The organism is Acinetobacter sp. S4397-1, from assembly GCF_024129285.1.
Taxonomy (GTDB): Bacteria; Pseudomonadota; Gammaproteobacteria; order Pseudomonadales; family Moraxellaceae; genus Acinetobacter; species Acinetobacter lwoffii_C.
In genome coordinates this window covers 21372-40190 of the sequence record NZ_JAMXXZ010000026.1, presented here as the reverse complement: position 1 = coordinate 40190, position 18819 = coordinate 21372, and the positions used below count along the sequence as shown (strand labels likewise).

The following is an 18819-nucleotide window of genomic DNA, read 5'->3' as shown; positions in this document are numbered from 1 at the left end:
CTGAGTAGCTTTCTCAAGAGCTTCCATAGCAGCACTTTTATGATCCCACGGTCCTGCTACGTTGGCCATAGCAGCGCCAATAACACTGTTTTTGTTCCAAGGCTGAGTAGCTTTCTCAAGAGCTTCCATAGCAGAACTCATAGCACTATATTCATTCCTAGGTTTTGTAATTCTAGTGATAGTTTTATGGAGCTTTTCTATTCCACAAGGATCTAATAATTTATCTAAGTCGTATTTGAATGACATGATTTTTTAATCCCCTTATGGATTAGTAATAACTTTTAATTTTCCTAAAAAACATAATACATTCTATTAAAAATAAGCTTAATATCAATAACTTATATTTTAAGGTATCCAAACTATAACCGATTGACGTCTTTTTAGGATATTTCACCTATAGGTTATTGGAGGTAATCTAACTTATCAATATTTGCAAAATGGTGCCTGTAAAAAAAAAGAGTTTTCACAAAAATTCTGCATTACAAAATATATTATTAAGAAAAATATGACACCTACAATCAGGAAGGTAAGGCCACTTAACTTCCAATCAGTAACATCATCATTACCGCACTTACCGCAGTAGTAATAGTAACCCTTGATTCTTGCCCCACATTCGGGACAGTTTTTATGATTAATAAAGAAACTACTCATTTGCATTCCCTCAATTGTAATAATGTCGTTTTGAGAGAAATCTATCACAGTTTTTAATAAATGTCTTTTTTTAAACATCAAATGATGTTATAAAAAGGTCATTCGCTACTCTTTAGGATATTTCCGTTATGAATTTTAATCTTCTTGATGAAGAATCGATCCAGCCGTCTGAACCCACACCATGTGACTTCTTTACTGGTACAGAAGCAAACCTTATAGTGAAAAATCTCGGTTTACCTGATCTTGATTTAGTAAGAGAAGCTATTATGATTGGTGATGCTGACTTTAGAACCAATACAGTTTTCAATAAAGCCAGATTTATTAGCCGTTGGGGTAAAATTGGTGAACAGCTAGCTCTACTACTTAGAAAATCTGATCCGGGTTGGGTTTTCCATAACGAAAGCCAACCTCGTATTGAGAATACAGCCAAGAAGATACAAATTATCTTTATGACCGGTAACCTAGCATTAGGTCATCAAGATCAGGTTCTATCAGCCTATTGTGAAAAAGGTTATATGACCTTAAAAAATATAAAAGATAACTATTCTACCTACGATGACGAGACAAAATTACGCACCTGGATTGTTTACTTTCCTTCAGCTTCGCATCCAGCATATAAAGATAGTGATCTTCCAACAATTCCATTTGAGATCGCCTACCCTACGAGTTTTGTACAGACCCCAACCAAGTCAAAAATTTCAATTTTGCCAAGCAACCACACTTGCAGAATCGCATTTGAAATAGATAATACTCTCCCAATCAAAACTGATCCAAAGCCAGTATTGGAGCCATCTGATGAGATCAAACCAGATGATTTCGATATTCAGCTTGTAGTTTAATCTGAGGTTAATGTGTTTAATAAAGATCGTTTACGTATTGCTAAAGAACTGCGTGGACTTAGCAATATCGATTTCGCAGAAAAATTAGGTTGCTCTATCTCTAAGGTAAAGCAACTTTTAGATGTGGATAAAGAAATCAATGACAATGATCAGCTCGAAATTAGCAGCACATTAAATTTGCCTATGTCATTTTTCATGAGGAATGACACGCAACCTCATGAAACCGATCAAATATTTTATAGATCCGTTGCTCGCATTAAAGCACAGCATAAAAAATCCAATGAGGCATATACTCTTTTGGCTGTAAATATTAATAAGTATTTAACTCAGAAAGTTAAGTTGCCTTCATTCCAGCGCCCGGACCTAGATATTACGGAGTGCTTGGGGCAGCATAAATATGCAGAATATTTAGCATCTGAACTAAGAGGCTTATGGGCTTTAGGTAATCAGCCTATTAATAATGTGGTTTCTTTGTGTGAACTAAAAGGAATCCGTGTCTTTAGATTGCCTACAGAAATTAAGGAAATCGATGCACTTTCATTTTTTGATGATGAAACTGGCAGTCCTTTCATATTTCTTAATACATTTAAGTCAGCTGAAAGAGCACGTTTCGATTGTGCGCATGAACTTGGACATATTGTTATGCACACGCATAATAAGAAAATTCGTGTTGAAAAGGACAACAGAGTTCTTGAAACTGAAGCAGATCAATTTTCTTCAGAGTTCTTAATGCCAACAGATGCATTCTTTGCAACGGCCCCTCGTTATTTGTCACTTGAAAATATGATTGAATATAAAAAGGTTTGGCGAACTTCTTTAAAGGCAATTAACTATAAAGCTCATAAATTGGGCTTAATTAGTGACTGGGTTAATCGAAGTAATTTAATGAAAATTAACTCTTTAGGTTTCAACATTAATGAACCAGAAGAAACTCACCGTGATGAGAGTTTAATGCTTCCAAAAATTATGTCTGTCCTCGCCTCTCACCCCTCATTTGATAAGAATAAAATGCTTGATGAAATCGGAATCTCTGAAGATGATTTCAATCAATTAACATTTGATTCTTTAGCTAAAATTGATATACCAAAGAAAAAATCTAAATTGTATATTCTTGAATGATAACTATGCTGGCCACTACCAGCATAAATTCTTGTAGGATTATGCTAGCGGTCCAGTGAACTTTAATTTATTTCATCACTTGCTGCATTTAAAAATCCGTTTTGCAAATAGCGATACACAGCCTGCCGGCTGATACCAAATGCTTTTGCCAGCTCAACTTTGGATGAATACTTCTTTTCGTCCCAAGCTTGTCGCAGGGCTTGAGCCTGATCAGGATTTAATTTATGGACACGACCTTTATATTTTCCTTGAGCAGCTGCGATCTTAATCCCTTCTTTCTGACGTTCTAGGATAATCTCTCGCTCAAATTGGGCAAAAGCACCCATTAACTGCAACATCAGGTTATCCATCGGAGTAGCCTGAGCGGTGAAGGTAATATTTTCTTTGACAAACTGGATGGCAATTCCCCTCTTTATGAGCTGATCAACTTCAGTAACTAAGTCTTTCAGACTACGAGCGAAACGATCCATGGAATGAACAACAATCATGTCTCCTTCACGAACATAGCTGAGCATTTCCTGAAATTTCGGTCGGACAGTGTTTTTTCCAGAAGCCTTATCAACAAAAATCCGGTCAACGTCAATTCCTTCAAGTTGTCGCCCAATATTTTGGTCAACAGAGCTCACTCTGACGTATCCCACCTTATGACCTTTCATTTTGCACTCTACCAGACGTTTATTTCTATTTATTGTAATAAATAAATTTAATATTTAAAAGTTACATGTAACGTATGGTCACTTTTCATTTAAATGAGACACAAATTCTGGGGCATTTCAAATGTTACTTTAGGGTATAGTCTAAAGTAACACCTTGAACTTTTGCAACAGTGCCCTTAAATTGCTATACACACCAATGGACCAAGCCGGTTCACGTTCTCTTGCATAACTGCAACTTTATTGAAGTTCACATGCTTCAAGATCGCTTTCATCGGCTCCGACATGCCTTCGGTTTCCGACAAATCCGAAATGTACTCTGACTGGTCTACATACTTATAGAAGTTGTTATCAGGGTGTTGTTCTTTAATGCTTTGCCAACATTGGGGAACCATCACAGAGACTGGTCTGATCAGGTTGAAATTATTGGCGATATTCAACCCATACAGGTCGAAATCGGTATACACCGCTACCGGACATTCTTCTGGCAGAACTTCAAGCAACTGATTGACTGACCGGCAGTTCTTACCATGCCCCCTGTAAAGGAATAGGCTGTCTTGCCATTCGAGTGGAACTTGCTGATACCAGTCCGAAATCCGTACAAGCATAGTGCCATTCTCAATAATGATCAGCTTCCTGATTTTTTCTACTGCAAGATGCTCTAAGGACACGGCTGTTGTCACGCCAGGATGTGCAATGTGCATCTCACCGGACTTTAACGGTAGTTGTGCATTGATCGCAGCAAACCAAAGCTGCTCACCGAAAACGCTGGCATTGCCAGACTTTTCATCTATACGATGATCAGCAAGCGATATTCGGTCTGCATTGGAGTCATACGTTACCTCTGGCTCCGTTTTTACATGCTTTCCGTACAGAACCCGAAGCACATCAAGATCTGATTCACTTAGATGCAGCTCACGTTTGATGATGCTGCCGATCTGCATGTCTTTGTTCAGCATTGTCCATGTCTTGTTAAGCTTCACCACTCTGGTTTTAAGCTGTAAAACCGTCTGAATGATTGAGAGTTCTCTTTGCCCTAAGCGCATTGCATCACCTTTCCGTTGCTGTCTTTGCGACGAAACACGATATCTGAAATGTAGTAGTTGCCATTATATTTAGCATCCGTTTCACCCACTAACTGCAACTCAAGATGGTTTGAGTGGTTGAGTTCAAACTCATACAGGAGGCGACTAATCCAGTATTCAAATTTGCATCCAGGCTCTAGGCGTATGTAGGCGTTCTTTGCTGATATTTCATTGATTGCCGGACTGCCAAAAGCGTCAAAGAAGAAAAATGCAGCTTTATCCAGAGGTGAGACTGCCTTCACTATCGTATGCGTTGCCTTCTCTACCGGTGGGCGTTTTTTTTCAACAACTGGACCATCTTTTTTAACACGCTTCTGATTGGCTGTCTGAGCTACCGCAGATAAAGTGTTCTCAAAATCCTCAAGGTAGATATCGGCACGAGCTTTCAGCTTGATAAGTGGTACACGACGGAAGCTATCAGGTGCCTTGTTGAAATCAATATCGGCATTCAGCGTCCGGTTGTTGGCAAAATGACGGTGCAGCGCATCAATCAGATTGATTCGCTCCTGGGTTTTTATGTCCTTTTTCCATTCAAAGAGTTGCTTGTCCAGTCGGTGATGGCTGTGGTTCATTTCTTCAATGGCTTCAAACACGCTTGGCTTGAGACGTTTGGAGATCACTCTCTGCAAGTCTGCATCACCTACCGCCAATTCATCCATCGTATTTGGTGAAAGGATTTCCAGTGCCGTAATTAGCATTTTGGCAGTCTTTAAGCTTTGTTCAGCCTTACGCATTTTCATGTCGTAGTTGTTGAACAGCGACAGATACTCAAAGCACTGATCGGCAAAATTGGTCATGTTCTCGCTGATATTGTTTGAAAGCTCAATAATCAGGTCACTTGCTTCAACCTTTAATACTTCGGCACTTTCCGGGTCCTCGACTTTTGACAAGGCATAGTCGGTACTCACCGTTTTGATACGATCAATCAGACCGCTAATGTCGGGTGCGGAAATGTTGCGTTTCTTTCTGTTTTTATAGAAATTCACAAACTCAATGACGAAGTTTCTTAGATGCAGCGTGTTTTTTTCTGCATCCAGATACCCAAGATCGCAAGACAGCAAATTATCAATCAAGGATTTGTTTGATTCATTGACCTGAATAGACGAACTGGTAAACATGATTGCTTCGGCAATAGCATCAATGTTTGCAGAGAAAACCTTCGCCCCACGTTCAGCCGGATTCACGAAGTCGATCATAGTAACTCGCCCTGCTCCACATCATCTGTTTGAGTGATATCAATCGCATTGTGTTCGGCAAGGTACTCAGCTTCATCGTAGAAAATCGACCAACGTGAAGTTGCCAAAAACTCAGTACCCACAACCCCAACCGGCACTAAATATTCGCGCTGTACCAAAAACTGAATAACACCGTTGATCTGGTCTTTCACTGTGCTTGCGGTCTTACCCAACTTTGCAGAGAGTTCTTTTAGCCCTTTTTGGACATGCTTGGACTTCTCCACTTCAACCAGGATTTCACCAGACGTAATTCTGTCGCCTCCAATCAGAGGTTCATTGCGCCCCCCTGCCTTTCTGAACAGTCGCAGCCAGTCCACAAGTGGCTCCATTTTGCTGACGTTTTCCTCAAACTGTTTGGTGATGACCTTTTTGATCTCAGGGTCACTTTCAATATCAAGGTAAATCAGGAAATACCCACCACCGCACGGTGTCTGAATACACTTTTTGCCTAGAAAACTAATATGGTTGTTTAGTTGATCTAAAAATTCGACATCATTCAAAAACTCAAAGTTCTCAAAATCACTCCACTGGTCAATTAGATAACCTTCTAATAATTTGGTCGCTACTTTTGTTAATCGTTTATCAGCCATTTAAAATTCTCCACTTTTTCCCTATTAGACTGGTTCTGCTGCAAGCAATGGGTTATCGCCTTCGATTTCCAGTGGAACAACAGTGCTGACACCATTGGCTCCAACAATGTAGAGATTCTTAAACTTGTGGTTAGAGGTTGAGTTTTCCGGTTGAGCACAGACCAGATAGATTTTGTTATGGTCCATCATGTCGAACAGCAAATTGGTGTTGATCGCATCAAAGTTGCCAATCTCGTCAAGCGGGATATGGATGTAGGTCGAGTTATCAGGGCATAACTTCCGTGACAATGCGAGGAACATGATCAGCACCAGAATACGTGACGTTCCTGTACTCCCTGCACTGGTAAAGTCGTTGTCAGTACGCAGCTCGGCAAGACGACCATTGTTCATCACGCTCATTTTCAGACGTACCATAGAGCGGATATCATCAGTATGTCCTTTGGTGCTTTCAATTGCCTTTAAGGTGTATTCACAGCAACGAATGAAATCCTCGCTCGGAATGGAGCTGCTTTGCATGTTTTCAAAGGATTGATAGTCCTCACACTGCAAAACAAACTGATTGAGCTGATCTAGGGTGTTCTTGTCATTCAGCACACTTTCCAGATTCATTGAGAAGTCAGTGAATGCCTTGAACTTGTTGCTACGGTTCAGGTAGCCAGACAGTTCCGTAGATACGCTCTTTAAACGCTTATTTAGATTAAGGATTTCCTGAATATAGTTACGCAACTGAGCCGATTTATTACGGAAAATGTTTGTGACTGCATCATGCTTTTTCGGCAAGTCGTAGTCCATGATGCTTTCGATGGTAGACATGGAGTTAATGGTGTTCATGGTTTCACTGGTAGTCCCCATACTCTCCATCTTTTCCTCAAACAGCTTGAACAGAGAGAAGGCTTCATATTTGCGCAGTAATGCCTTAGAAGCGTTTGTCTGCAAGCGTAATTGATAAATCTGTTTCTTCTGTGTATCAGCCAACGTACCCAGATCACGAGAGAAGCTGTCGAAGCTTAAAAACTCAGGTCGATCTACCTCTACCAATAGGATATCGTCATCGAACAGGTTTTCGATTTCACGCCCCTGTTTATCCAGCTTTTTGATTTTCTCCCTGAAATCTTGTGCACTCGCTTCAAGATTGTCCACTCTTGTACGAAGGGAGGTTCGGACTTGTTCAAGCTCACTTTCCAGTTTGGAAAGATTGTGGCTGTATTCAGATACAAGTTTCAGAGCTTGGTTCATGTCCTCGATATGGTTCTGCTTGTACTGATAGTGGTTTTTCTTCCACATATCGTACTCAGCCAAAATGCTTTCATAGCCTTTGACTTTGGTGTGCTGTGCAATCGCAGCCTTGATCTTCATTTCTGCCTGTTTCAGGATATTTTCATCCACGCCTTGCTCACGCAGTTTGCTGTGATACAGGTTGGTCAAATCATCCATCTTGGCTTGATAGCTGCTCTCTAGCTGCTTTTCCTTTGTGGCAATCAGGTCAAGCTTGATACGCAAGTCTGCATAGGACGCATCATAGCTCTCCTTTAAGCCATTTTTTTCAAGCATGTTGGCTGATCGAAGCTCACCACGTTTCTTCGGCTCAATCTGATTGTTGAAAGTTTGCAGCTCGTATTTCGCTCTATTTACAGCTTCTTGCTCAATACGTGTAGCTTCTGCCTTCTTCGCTTTCAGCTCTTTCTCAGTCTGGTCATAAACCTGTCGGGCTTGCTGCTTCTCGTTTTGCAGGGTATTTAACTCATTTTCGAGTTTAACAACTGCAATATTGGTCTCGTTGATCTCTCTATGGATGGACTGAGCCAGATGCGATTGCTTGTCGTACTGCTCAACCAAAGAAGCCGTGTAAATCTCGGCATCTTTCAGACGTATTTGTAGTTGCTCAAGACTGTCGGCTTCCCCTGGAATCTCCAACTTGTTCAGGTCTATTTCAAGACCATAGAGGCTTAGCGCATTGGCATTCACGCCAGTTTGCCAGACAGGGTTCAGGTTGGTTTTGAAGAAAAGCTCAGGATTGATGACCTTCGCAATGGTAGTACGCCAGTCCACATCTTCATTCGGTGCATCATTCAGGAACCGTAGCAAGGTGTCTTTCTGGAACAGGGTTGTACGCAGATTCTCTTCTGACTGCTTGGCTTTCTCAAGCTTGGCTTTTAATCCATTAAGATCATACTGCGCCTTGTTTTGATCAAAATTAAGTTGTTTAAGCTTGTTTTGAGCCGCTTTCAATTCGTCAGACTTTGCAGACAAGGTATTCTCTTTGACTTCATAAGCCAACTTGAGGCGCTGTAGCTGTAGGTTTTCTTCATCCGTAAACAGTGTTGATTGGTGCATGCGCTCCATAGCTGCTGACTGGATATCCAGAAGCCTTTGACGTTCACTGGAAATTTCTTGATCAAGAATTTGGAGCTGTTCAGCCTGTTTGCGCTCAAGCTCTTTCACCTTGAGATCAAAGCGGTTTCGCAACTGGTTGATTGCCTCCTGAACCTCGTTAGATTCAGCATTAAGGGCTTCACTGGATGCCATTTTTTCACGAAGCAAATCTGCTGAATGCTTGTCGTACTCGCGGTTGATATTTTCGTAGCTTTCAGTCAAAAACTGTTTGTATTTCTTCGCTTCTTCAATCTCGTTGAAGTAGTGCGCACGTTTCTTATATTCCTGTTCCATGACGGAAATATTCATGTCTTGATAACGTCTTTCCGCAACTTCAATATCATGAATTGCCTGTTTAAAGTTACCTGCAGACTTTTCTTTTACTGCAATCAGCTCTTTGACTTGTACAATCTGGTTATTCAGGTTACGGACTGTCTCATTCCCTTTGTTCTTTACCGCATAGATTTCATGCTCTATCGAACTGATCTGCTGCTCGTAGTTCACCACATGGTCCCGGAGTACCAACAGGTGTGCATGAAGCGCATTAAAGGAGGCTAAGACCGCATTCTTTAACTGAATGCCAGAGATAATCTTCTGCTTTTCCGATTGAAGGCTTTGTAGGGCTTTCACATCATTGATGGTTGCTAACCAATCTGCGGTAGAGGTTGGTTTTGTTTTGATTTTCTCGTTGTCCAAATACGCTTCAATTAACATGGTTTTGAAGTTTGAGACAACATTGTTCTGGTTAATCGTTACCTGGGTCAGATTGCTCAGGAATTTTAGCTGTTGTTTGCTTCCAGACAGTGAATAGCGGTTGCATAAATCACGAAGGTTTCTTTCACCTGTCAGTCGTGATTTATCTGCAGTCAGCGTATAGATATATTCAGGGATGCTGTCGATCTGACGGCTCACATCAACGCCAGATTTATAAACCTGATCAAATACGTCTTTCACATTCTGAGAAAGACCCAAGATTTCCAGACTGCTCTCACTTAATAGCGTATCTTCCGCGCATCCATCAACAAATCGGTAGTTGTGCTTGCCCTGATTATTATTGCGATACAGCACCACACACTTTGTACCTGAGTGAGCAAGGTATTCAAAAATCACCATGCTTCGACTGCTCGGCAAATAGTAGTCTACGAAATTTTTCTTGTTTGCAGCTTTCTCTATTAACCCATTTGGTGAGGCACCAAAGAAAATAGGAATCAGGTTCAGGAATGAGGTTTTCCCTGCACCGTTGATACCGGTAATGTTTGTATGACCACCACTAATATCAACTCGGAATAGTTTAGATGAAAGAAAAGAATCATAAAGAATGATTGACTGTAAACCTTTCATAGAGGTTTCTTGAGGGTTAATAATACTCATTATATACCTTTTATAAATATTCATAAGTCTAATGGATACTTCAATTTTAAATAAAAACTGTAACTTTCCCTGATCTTATACTTTTATTAAATATAATGGCGGTTATCCGACATAGACACCAACATATCAAACCGTCCGCTAAGAAAATTGCAAAAGCGCATATTCTAAAAGCGGACATTTTTACTTTGGAGAAACCGGACATTTCTACTTTGGGCTTACAACACTTGTATATTAATTGAAATATCAGCAACTTATTAAAATCAGAAAAATGCAAAAATGAGCAAAAAGCCGATTTTGAAACAAGTCGGCTTTTTTATGAGCAGTTTTGATAGTTCTTGCCAATAATTCTGTATAGAAAATGATCAATTTTGGCATTTTCCCAATGTTCTCAGCTCTTCCAGGGCGAAAACTATCCCCAATTACTGTGGATGAAATTTAGGCTATTTTGTACGCCCTGGCGCACAACAATCTCGGCTCTTTGCGGCTACCTGGAACAGTGGAATTTTCCTATGATGAAGCCATAGAGAACAGGATGTTCCAAACAACAAGAATAAGAAAGATCGCACCAGGAATGTGAGGTAAGACAGGAGTCATACTTAGCAACCCAATATGAAAAACCCCGGCAGGATGCCGGGGTTTTTTATTGCCTATCCTTTCTCATTTGCAAAACAAACATAATGCCCCTAAAATATAGACTATAATCTATATTTGGGGTCGTTTGCGGGAGAGGGCGAAATCCTACGCTAAGGCTTTGGCCAACGATATTCTCCGGTAAGATTGATGTGTTCCCAGGGGATAGGAGAAGTCGCTTGATATCTAGTATGACGTCTGTCGCACCTGCTTGATCGCGGCCGCGATAGCTAGATCGCGTTGCTCCTCTTCTCCATCCGCGTTCCAAGCTGCGGAAAGGCACCCATAAGCGTACGCCTGGTCGAGCAGGCGACGCGGATCGACGTCCAGCGCACGAGAGAATGCGTCCGCCATCTGTGCAATGCGTCTAGGATCGAGACAAAGGTCGTCTCTGTCAGCCGGATCGTAGAACATATTGGCGGCGCCAAAGCCCACTTCACCGACCAGACCGACGGGATCTATCACCAGCCAGCCGCGACTGGAGAACATGATGTTTTCATGATGCAGATCGCCATGTAGCCCACGCAGTTCCGAGGCATTGCTCATCATTTGATCGGCTATAATCGCCGCGTGGACGTAGTCAGTTTGACAACCTGCGTTTTGATCATCGCGCGCCCGCTGAAACAAAGCTGCAAAGCGATCCCGGATCGGGAGAAGGGCAGAAGGCAGGGGTTCCTCAGATGCGGCATACAGCTTCGCCATTAGTTCCGCTGCAATTTCGGTCGCCTGGTAGTCGCCGTGCTCGGCAACGATGTGAGAGAGCATTCGCTCCCCGGCATATTCGAGCAACATCAGATTGTTCTCACGACCGAGCAACCGGACTGCTCCCCTCCCATTGCGCCATACCAGATAGTCGGCCCCGCGCAGTTCATCAGCAATGTCTTCTATAGGTTTCAATCCCTTGACGATTGCAGGAGTCCCGTCTGGCAATGAAACTTTCCAAACGAGGCTGGAAAAGGTGTCCGCAATGAGAACAGGTTGCGAAACGTGCCAATGAGCAGGAAAAACAGGCGGCATGAACATCAACCCCAAGTCAGAGGGTCCAATCGCAGATAGAAGGCAAGGCGTTCGCGGTCGGGGGCTTCGATCCCCAATACATTGAATAGGACAGCGAAGGCGCGCTCTGCTTCATCTGGCGCTGCCCAGTTCTCTTCGGCGTTAGCAATCATGAGTGCCAAATCGGCATAGCGATCTGCTGTTCCGAGCCGCCCAAGGTCGATCAGACCCGTGCATTGAAGAGTTTTAGGGTCCACCATGAAGTTCGGCATGCAGGGATCACCATGGCAAACAACCATATCGGTGCGCTCTTGGTCGAGCCGCACCGGTAGCTCTCGTTCGACACGAGCCAAAAGATCGAGCTGCGGCGTACTCTTGTCCTCGTCCGGTAAGAAGTCGGGATTGACGGCATTGCGGGACACCACATCAACGGCGCGTCCGAACATTCGCGACAGCCTGCGCTCAAACGGACATTGATCAACCGATAGGCTGTGAACAGCGCCAAGTTGCTGCCCCATTGACGGCCACGCTTTGAGCAAATCCGCTCCAGACAGATCAGCCGCCGGTACTCCCGGAATTGCCGTTATCACCAAGCATGCACCCTCCTGTTCCTCCTGCCAGTTGATCACCTCGGGGCAAGCCACACCTCGACCTTTGAGCCAAATGAGGCGGTCACGCTCTCCAGCGAGCTCACCGCGGCGGGAAGCAGGTGCGATTTTCGCGAAGGCATGCCCGTCACCACGTCGAAAAACAAAATCACCAGATTCTCCGCCTCTGACAGGCAACCAGTCAGAATGCGATTCACCAAAAAAAATATTAGTTCGATTCAATGGAGGTTCCTTCAGTTTTCTGATGAAGCGCGGAGGTGAGAGGTGGTCCCACTTGTTTGAACAACTAAAAGCTTATTTATAAGTGATACTCTGCTCTAGTTAAGCTACCTTATTTTGTTGTGGTAGCTGGTCATAGTAAAACTCATCTGGAGTCATTTTGTCCAGACTCGAATGAGGTCGTTTCAAATTATAAAATTCAAAATATGCGTTTAATTGCTTCTTCGCATCCAAAACATTGCTGTAGGCTTTGAGATACACCTCTTCATATTTAACGCTCCGCCATAATCGTTCAACCATCACATTATCAACCCATCGACCTTTACCATCCATACTGATTTGAATGCCATTTGATTTCAATACATCAATAAATGCATCACTGGTAAACTGACTGCCTTGGTCTGTATTAAAGACTTCAGGTCGGCCATATTTTTCAATAGCTTCATTTAATGTTTCTATGCAAAATGTAACCTCCATACTAATCGATACTCTATGCGCAAGTACCTTGCGGCTATGCCAATCAATCACAGCACATAAATAAACAAAGCCTTTTGCCATAGGGATATACGTTATATCCGTAGACCACACTTGATTACTGCGCTGAATAGCCAATCCTTTGAGCAGATATGGATATTTACGGTGAGCTTGATTGGCCTGACTTAGATTTGGTTTACGATATAACGCATTAATGCCCATTTTCTTCATTAAAGTACGTGTATGACGTCGTCCTATATGATGTCCTTGACGATTCAATAAATCACGCATCATACGGCTACCTGCAAAAGGGTATTGCATATGTAACTCATCCATACAGCGCATCAGCTTCAGATCTGATTCACTCACAGGTTTTGGGCGATAGTAATAACAACCACGGGAGACTTTCAGCAGCTTAGCTTGCTTAGATACTGAAATCTGAAGTGAGTCATCGATTAACTTTTGTGGTTGAAGCGACCCAGTTTCTTCAACACACCTTCTAAAAAATCAATTTCTAATGCCTGCTCACCGATTTTTGCATGTAGTTTTTTTAGATCGATGGGTGGTTCTGTTGGAGCTTTTGATTGATCGAAAGCTTGCGAGGAAGCTGAAATCAGTTGATTTTTCCAGTCAATAATTTGGTTTTGATGAACATCAAATTCAGCACTCAATTCAGCAAGTGTTTTTTCTGCTTTAATCGCAGCAAGTGCTACCTTAGCTTTAAAGTCATTTGAATGATTTCTTCTTGGTCTACGTGTCATAAAATACTCCATATATTGATGTTTATAACATCATTTGGGGAGCAAAATATCACTTATAAGTGTTGTTCAAATTTCCTGATCCACCTCTGTGGCTCAACCTGCGAAAAGAAACGAGTTGCTACGTAAGTCCGAGAACATGCTTTCCATGGTCTCTGAGCTCGCCTTTGGGACCGACATATCGGTAGAGAGTGACGCGCTCGATGCCGAGTTCCTTGCAGAGATCGGAAACTGAAGTATCGCGCTGGGCCATGGCGGCTTGCGCGAGACGCACCTGAGCTTTGGTGAGCGCGAATTTTCGTCCGCCCTTGCGACCGCGCGCTCTCGCGGAGGCGAGACCCGCCATGGTGCGCTCTCGGATCAGATCCCGCTCGAACTCGGCCAAGGTGGCGAAGATTCCGAACACCATGCGACCGGACGCAGTCGTGGTGTCGATCTGAGCGCCCTTTCCAGTCAGAACCCGCAGGCCGATCTTGCGGTCTGACAGCTCCTTCACCGTGTTGACCAGATGGGCAAGCGATCGTCCGAGGCGATCGAGCTTCCAGACCACCAGCACATCGCCGTCACGCAATGACTTGAGGCAGGCAGTCAAGCCAGGGCGATCATCACGACCGCCGGAAGCAAGATCATCATAGATATTGTCCCGTTCGACACCTGCGGCGCGCAAGGCGTCGTGCTGCAGGTCGAGAGACTGCGAGCCATCGGCTTTGGAGACGCGGGCATATCCGATCAGCATGTATCACAAACGTTGGTTTGAGGCGGCGCTTCGGCCACGATTGCATTGACCTCTGGAAATGTATCTCAACCAGCTTCATAAACAAAGCGTCTTGAACGCTATCAGATTTTGAAAAAGGAACATGTATGCCGCGTCGCGTCACTCTAACCGATCGGCAGAAAGACGCGCTGTTGCGCTTGCCGACTTCACAGACGGATTTGCTCAAGCACTATACGCTGAGTGATGAAGACCTTGGGCATATCAGGCTGCGTCGGCGCGCTCACAACAGGTTCGGCTTCGCCCTGCAATTGTGTGTCCTGCGCTATCCCGGCCGGGTGCTGGCTCCAGGCGAACTGATCCCTGCAGAGGTCATCGAATTTATCGGAGCGCAGCTTGGCCTGGGTGCCGACGATCTCGTAGACTATGCTGCCCGCGAGGAAACACGGCACGAGCATCTTGCCGAGTTACGGGGGCTCTACGGCTTCCGCACCTTCTCCGGACGTGGTGCGAGCGAGCTGAAGGAATGGTTGTTCCGAGAAGCCGAGATGGCGGTGTCGAACGAGGATATCGCCCGTCGCTTCGTAGCCGAGTGCCGACGCACCCGCACTGTCCTTCCCGCGACATCCACGATCGAGCGGCTTTGTGCCGCGGCTCTCGTCGATGCCGAGCGACGCATCGAGACGAGGATCGCCAGTCGGCTGCCTATGTCGATCCGAGAACAGTTGCTGGCATTGCTCGAGGAGACGGCTGATGATCGGGTGACCCGTTTTGTGTGGCTGCGCCAGTTCGAGCCTGGCTCGAACTCTTCGTCGGCCAACCGGCTGCTCGACCGGCTCGAATATCTGCAACGCATCGATCTCCCCGAGGATCTGCTTGCCGGCGTTCCTGCCCATCGGGTGACTCGTCTGCGCAGGCAGGGTGAACGGTATTATGCCGACGGCATGCGCGATCTCCCGGAGGACAGGCGGCTTGCGATCTTGGCTGTTTGCGTCTCGGAATGGCAGGCGATGTTGGCCGACGCAGTGGTCGAAACCCACGACCGGATCGTCGGCCGTCTCTACCGTGCTTCGGAGCGTATTTGCCATGCAAAGGTCGCAGACGAAGCGGGGGTGGTGCGTGACACCCTGAAATCCTTCGCCGAGATCGGGGGCGCCCTGGTCGATGCACAGGATGATGGCCAGCCGCTGGGCGATGTCATCGCGAGTGGGTCAGGGTGGGACGGCTTAAAAACCCTTGTTGCAATGGCAACCAGGCTGACCGCCACCATGGCCGACGATCCGCTCAATCATGTGCTCGACGGTTATCACCGCTTCCGCCGATACGCTCCACGCATGTTGCGCCTGCTCGATCTGCGAGCTGCGCCCGTTGCACTGCCGCTTCTGGAAGCGGTGACGGCCCTTCGTACCGGTTTGAACGATGCCGCGATGACCAGCTTCTTGCGGCCCAGCTCGAAATGGCATCGCCACCTTCGGGCCCAGAGGGCTGGCGACGCTCGCCTATGGGAGATCGCGGTGCTGTTCCATCTGCGCGATGCGTTCCGCTCCGGAGATGTCTGGCTTACTAGGTCCCGGCGCTATGGCGATCTGAAACACGCACTCGTTCCGGCACAATCCATCGCGGAAGGCGGTCGTCTCGCTGTGCCATTGCGGCCGGAGGAATGGCTGGCAGACCGGCAAGCTCGCCTCGACATGCGGTTGCGCGAGCTTGGCCGTGCCGCTCGCGCAGGCACGATCCCGGGCGGGTCGATTGAAAACGGCGTTCTGCATATCGAGAAACTCGAAGCCGCCGCGCCGACAGGCGCCGAAGATCTGGTGCTCGATCTCTACAAGCAGATCCCGCCCACGCGCATCACCGATCTCCTGCTGGAGGTGGATGCGGCGACCGGCTTCACCGAAGCGTTCACCCATCTGCGCACAGGAGCACCCTGCGCTGACCGGATCGGGCTAATGAACGTTATCTTGGCGGAAGGGATCAACCTCGGCTTGCGCAAAATGGCGGATGCGACAAACACCCACACCTTCTGGGAATTGATCCGCATTGGACGGTGGCATGTCGAGGGCGAAGCCTATGACCGGGCGCTGGCCATGGTGGTCGAGGCACAGGCAGCGTTACCCATGGCCCGGTTCTGGGGCATGGGCACGTCGGCTTCGAGCGACGGACAGTTCTTCGTCGCTACAGAGCAAGGTGAGGCCATGAACCTGGTCAACGCGAAATATGGCAATACCCCGGGCCTGAAAGCCTATAGCCACGTCTCCGACCAATATGCGCCGTTCGCAACCCAGGTGATTCCTGCAACGGCAAGCGAAGCGCCTTACATCCTCGATGGCCTGCTGATGAACGATGCTGGACGCCATATCCGCGAGCAGTTCACCGACACGGGCGGCTTCACCGATCACGTCTTTGCCGCATGTGCCATTCTCGGCTACCGGTTCGCTCCGCGCATCCGCGACCTGCCATCCAAACGGCTCTACGCGTTCAATCCGTCGGCCGCCCCGGCGCACCTGCGAGCGTTGATCGGCGGAAAGGTCAACCAAGCCATGATCGAGCGCAATTGGCCCGACATCCTGCGCATCGCCGCCACCATTGCTGCCGGGACCGTCGCGCCAAGCCAGATTCTGCGGAAACTCGCCTCCTATCCGCGGCAGAACGAGCTCGCGACAGCCCTGCGGGAAGTCGGTCGCGTCGAGCGCACCCTGTTCATGATCGACTGGATTCTGGATGCCGAACTCCAACGGCGTGCCCAGATCGGGCTCAACAAAGGCGAAGCTCATCATGCGCTGAAGCGGGCAATCAGCTTCCACCGCCGCGGTGAAATCCGCGACCGTTCCGCCGAAGGCCAGCATTACCGCATCGCCGGCATGAATCTGCTCGCCGCCATCATCATCTTCTGGAACACCATGAAGCTCGGCGAGGTCGTTGCAAACCAGAAACGCGATGGAAAGCTGCTATCGCCCGATCTCTTGGCCCATGTTTCGCCGCTCGGATGGGAACACATCAATCTCACCGGAGAATATCGCTGGCCAAAGCCTTAGCGTAGGATTCCGCCCCCTCCCGCAAACGACCCCTATTTTGGTTGTGGTATGTGGACAGATCATTACGACAGATCTATTTAATCAGTGGCTTGAACAGCAAGATGAACCTACACAAGAGAAGGTCCTAGCTGCCCTGGTTGTTCTACAGCAGCAGGGACCGAGTTTAGGCCGTCCTTTAGTAGATACTGTGTATGAGTCTAAATTTACCAATATGAAAGAACTGCGTGTTCAACATCGCGGTAGACCCTTAAGAGCTTTCTTCGCATTTGATCCCTTACGACAGGCTATTGTTCTATGTATTGCTGATAAAGGCGGTAAAAAGCGTTTTTATAAAGACATGCTGGATATTGCAGATGAACAATACCAACTTCATCTCACTACCCTAGGAGATAAATCTAATGGCTAAGACTCTGCAAGAATTGTTAGCTAGCCGCTCTCCAGAGAGCCAAGCCCGTATTCAAAAAATGGCTGATGAATTACTGCTAGAAAATCAGCTTCATCTTATTCGTGAAGAACTCGAAATTTCTCAAAAAGAGCTTGCTGAAACTTTGGGAATAAAACAGCCATCGCTTTCAGCAATAGAAAATCGTGGCAATGATCTTAAGATTTCAACCATGAAAAAGTATGTTGAGGCAATGGGTGGGAAGCTCCGTATTGATGTAGAGCTTCCAACAGGAAAACATATAGGATTCAACGTTTAACAATAAAAATGGGAGCTATAGGCTCCCATTTTTAGATTCGTATAACGTTGAACCCAACGGTAAATAGTCGTGTGATCAACATTCACACCCCGTTCGGCCAGCATTTCCTGCAGTTCACGATAGCTAATGCCATATTTACAATACCAGCGCACAGCCCAAAGAATGATTTCGCCCTGAAAATGCCGACCATGGAAAGGATTCATATGCTGCACCTTTAGCTAAAACAGTCTTCAGCTTACCATTCGTGGTTATTTGCAACAGTGCCGATTTTTTGAAAAAAGCATAGGTCTAGATAATCAAGCTAGATTTTTTAAAACTCCACATTGGTCAATTGTACATAAACCATCACAAGTACCTCTTAAATCAGATAGTTGTTCAATAAGCTTTTGTTGCTTGATTATATTTTCTCTGATAGCACTGACATGTAAGTCAATTAATTCATTCACATCTGAACAATTTTTCTCAGGTTTGTCTTTATAGGTAAGTAATTGACGAATTTCATTCAAACTCATATTTAAAGTTCGGCAATTCAAAATAAATTTAATTCGCTCAACATAGCCTACATCGTAAAGGCGGTAATTTCCTTCCGTTCTTTCCGGTTCCGGAATTAAACCTTCCTTTTCATAAAACCTAATTGTTAATACTGAACATGAGGTTTTTTTAGAGAGTTCACCAATTTTTAAATGCATTGAGTTAGTATTTCCAAAGATTCTTGACTCTATAGTAACTATAGGGATTCTAATATTCAAAGTTTATAATTTTTTTAATGG

Annotated in this window: 15 protein-coding genes and 2 pseudogenes; 5 read left to right on the top strand and 12 right to left on the bottom strand. The window is 45.5% G+C overall.

Translation table 11 applies throughout. The annotated features are described in order from the left end of the window. Nucleotides 1–246 (bottom strand): hypothetical protein (locus NI467_RS11600; protein ID WP_253153047.1); only part of this gene is annotated, 246 nt, incomplete at its 3' end. A 533-nt stretch (nucleotides 247–779) separates the two neighbouring features. Here NI467_RS11600 and NI467_RS11595 point away from each other — a divergent pair. Beyond that, nucleotides 780–1490 (top strand): hypothetical protein, encoded by a 711-nt coding sequence (locus NI467_RS11595; protein WP_104988053.1) that lies wholly within the window; start codon nucleotides 780–782, stop codon nucleotides 1488–1490. Nucleotides 1491–1502: 12 nt separating this feature from the next. Further along, nucleotides 1503–2609, top strand: a complete 1107-nt coding sequence (locus NI467_RS11590; RefSeq protein WP_104988052.1) for an ImmA/IrrE family metallo-endopeptidase — start codon at nucleotides 1503–1505, stop codon at nucleotides 2607–2609. A 62-nt stretch (nucleotides 2610–2671) separates the two neighbouring features. Here NI467_RS11590 and NI467_RS11585 read toward each other — a convergent pair whose 3' ends face one another. From NI467_RS11585 to NI467_RS11545, 9 genes are all read right to left on the bottom strand, one after another. Further along, the gene (locus tag NI467_RS11585) at nucleotides 2672–3265 is read right to left on the bottom strand and encodes a recombinase family protein (protein WP_104988051.1); all 594 of its coding nucleotides are present in this window, start codon (nucleotides 3263–3265) and stop codon (nucleotides 2672–2674) included. Nucleotides 3266–3441: 176 nt separating this feature from the next. Then, the gene (locus NI467_RS11580) at nucleotides 3442–4308 is read right to left on the bottom strand and encodes a hypothetical protein (RefSeq protein WP_004676005.1); all 867 of its coding nucleotides are present in this window, start codon (nucleotides 4306–4308) and stop codon (nucleotides 3442–3444) included. Then, nucleotides 4299–5543 (bottom strand): hypothetical protein, encoded by a 1245-nt coding sequence (locus NI467_RS11575; protein WP_005100615.1) that lies wholly within the window; start codon nucleotides 5541–5543, stop codon nucleotides 4299–4301. The genes NI467_RS11580 and NI467_RS11575 overlap by 10 nt, the downstream gene beginning before the upstream one ends. Continuing rightward, nucleotides 5540–6172, bottom strand: coding sequence for a hypothetical protein (locus tag NI467_RS11570; RefSeq protein WP_004676008.1), 633 nt, complete (start codon nucleotides 6170–6172; stop codon nucleotides 5540–5542). The genes NI467_RS11575 and NI467_RS11570 overlap by 4 nt, the downstream gene beginning before the upstream one ends. Nucleotides 6173–6196: 24 nt before the next feature. Next, nucleotides 6197–9916: an ATP-binding protein gene (locus NI467_RS11565; RefSeq protein ID WP_078390059.1), complete on the bottom strand. Its 3720-nt coding sequence runs from the start codon at nucleotides 9914–9916 to the stop codon at nucleotides 6197–6199. An 816-nt stretch (nucleotides 9917–10732) separates the two neighbouring features. Continuing rightward, nucleotides 10733–11569, bottom strand: a complete 837-nt coding sequence (locus tag NI467_RS11560; protein ID WP_000480968.1) for an aminoglycoside O-phosphotransferase APH(6)-Id — start codon at nucleotides 11567–11569, stop codon at nucleotides 10733–10735. Beyond that, nucleotides 11569–12372, bottom strand: a complete 804-nt coding sequence (gene aph(3'')-Ib / locus NI467_RS11555) for an aminoglycoside O-phosphotransferase APH(3'')-Ib (RefSeq protein WP_001082319.1) — start codon at nucleotides 12370–12372, stop codon at nucleotides 11569–11571. The genes NI467_RS11560 and aph(3'')-Ib overlap by 1 nt, the downstream gene beginning before the upstream one ends. Nucleotides 12373–12471: 99 nt before the next feature. Beyond that, nucleotides 12472–13604, bottom strand: a protein-coding gene (locus NI467_RS11550) for an IS3 family transposase (RefSeq protein ID WP_223672967.1) whose coding sequence is annotated in 2 segments (ribosomal slippage) — nucleotides 12472–13352 and nucleotides 13352–13604 — 1134 coding nt in all. Because the reading frame shifts where the segments join, the coding sequence is not laid out codon by codon here. A gap of 118 nt (nucleotides 13605–13722) precedes the next feature. After that, the gene (locus NI467_RS11545; protein WP_000904906.1) at nucleotides 13723–14337 is read right to left on the bottom strand and encodes a recombinase family protein; all 615 of its coding nucleotides are present in this window, start codon (nucleotides 14335–14337) and stop codon (nucleotides 13723–13725) included. A 125-nt stretch (nucleotides 14338–14462) separates the two neighbouring features. Between NI467_RS11545 and NI467_RS11540 the strand changes: the two genes are divergently transcribed. The 3 genes and pseudogenes from NI467_RS11540 (at nucleotide 14463) to NI467_RS11530 (ending at nucleotide 18049) form a co-directional block, all read left to right on the top strand. Continuing rightward, on the top strand, nucleotides 14463–17348 hold the full coding sequence (locus NI467_RS11540; protein WP_001138082.1) for a Tn3 family transposase: 2886 nt from the start codon (nucleotides 14463–14465) through the stop codon (nucleotides 17346–17348). 48 nt (nucleotides 17349–17396) lie between these two features. Beyond that, a pseudogene (locus tag NI467_RS11535) lies at nucleotides 17397–17754 on the top strand (type II toxin-antitoxin system RelE/ParE family toxin). Beyond that, nucleotides 17747–18049 carry a helix-turn-helix domain-containing protein gene (locus tag NI467_RS11530; protein WP_001140620.1) on the top strand — a complete coding sequence of 101 codons (303 nt, stop codon included), beginning with the start codon at nucleotides 17747–17749 and terminating at the stop codon, nucleotides 18047–18049. The pseudogene NI467_RS11535 and the gene NI467_RS11530 overlap by 8 nt, the downstream one beginning before the upstream one ends. Nucleotides 18050–18090: 41 nt before the next feature. Here NI467_RS11530 and NI467_RS11525 read toward each other — a convergent pair. After that, nucleotides 18091–18252: pseudogene (locus NI467_RS11525) on the bottom strand (IS6 family transposase); the annotation flags it as partial. 93 nt (nucleotides 18253–18345) lie between these two features. Further along, complete coding sequence (gene cadR, locus NI467_RS11520) at nucleotides 18346–18738, bottom strand: Cd(II)/Pb(II)-responsive transcriptional regulator (protein ID WP_000550240.1); 393 nt, start codon at nucleotides 18736–18738, stop codon at nucleotides 18346–18348. Nucleotides 18739–18819: the final 81 nt, after the last annotated feature.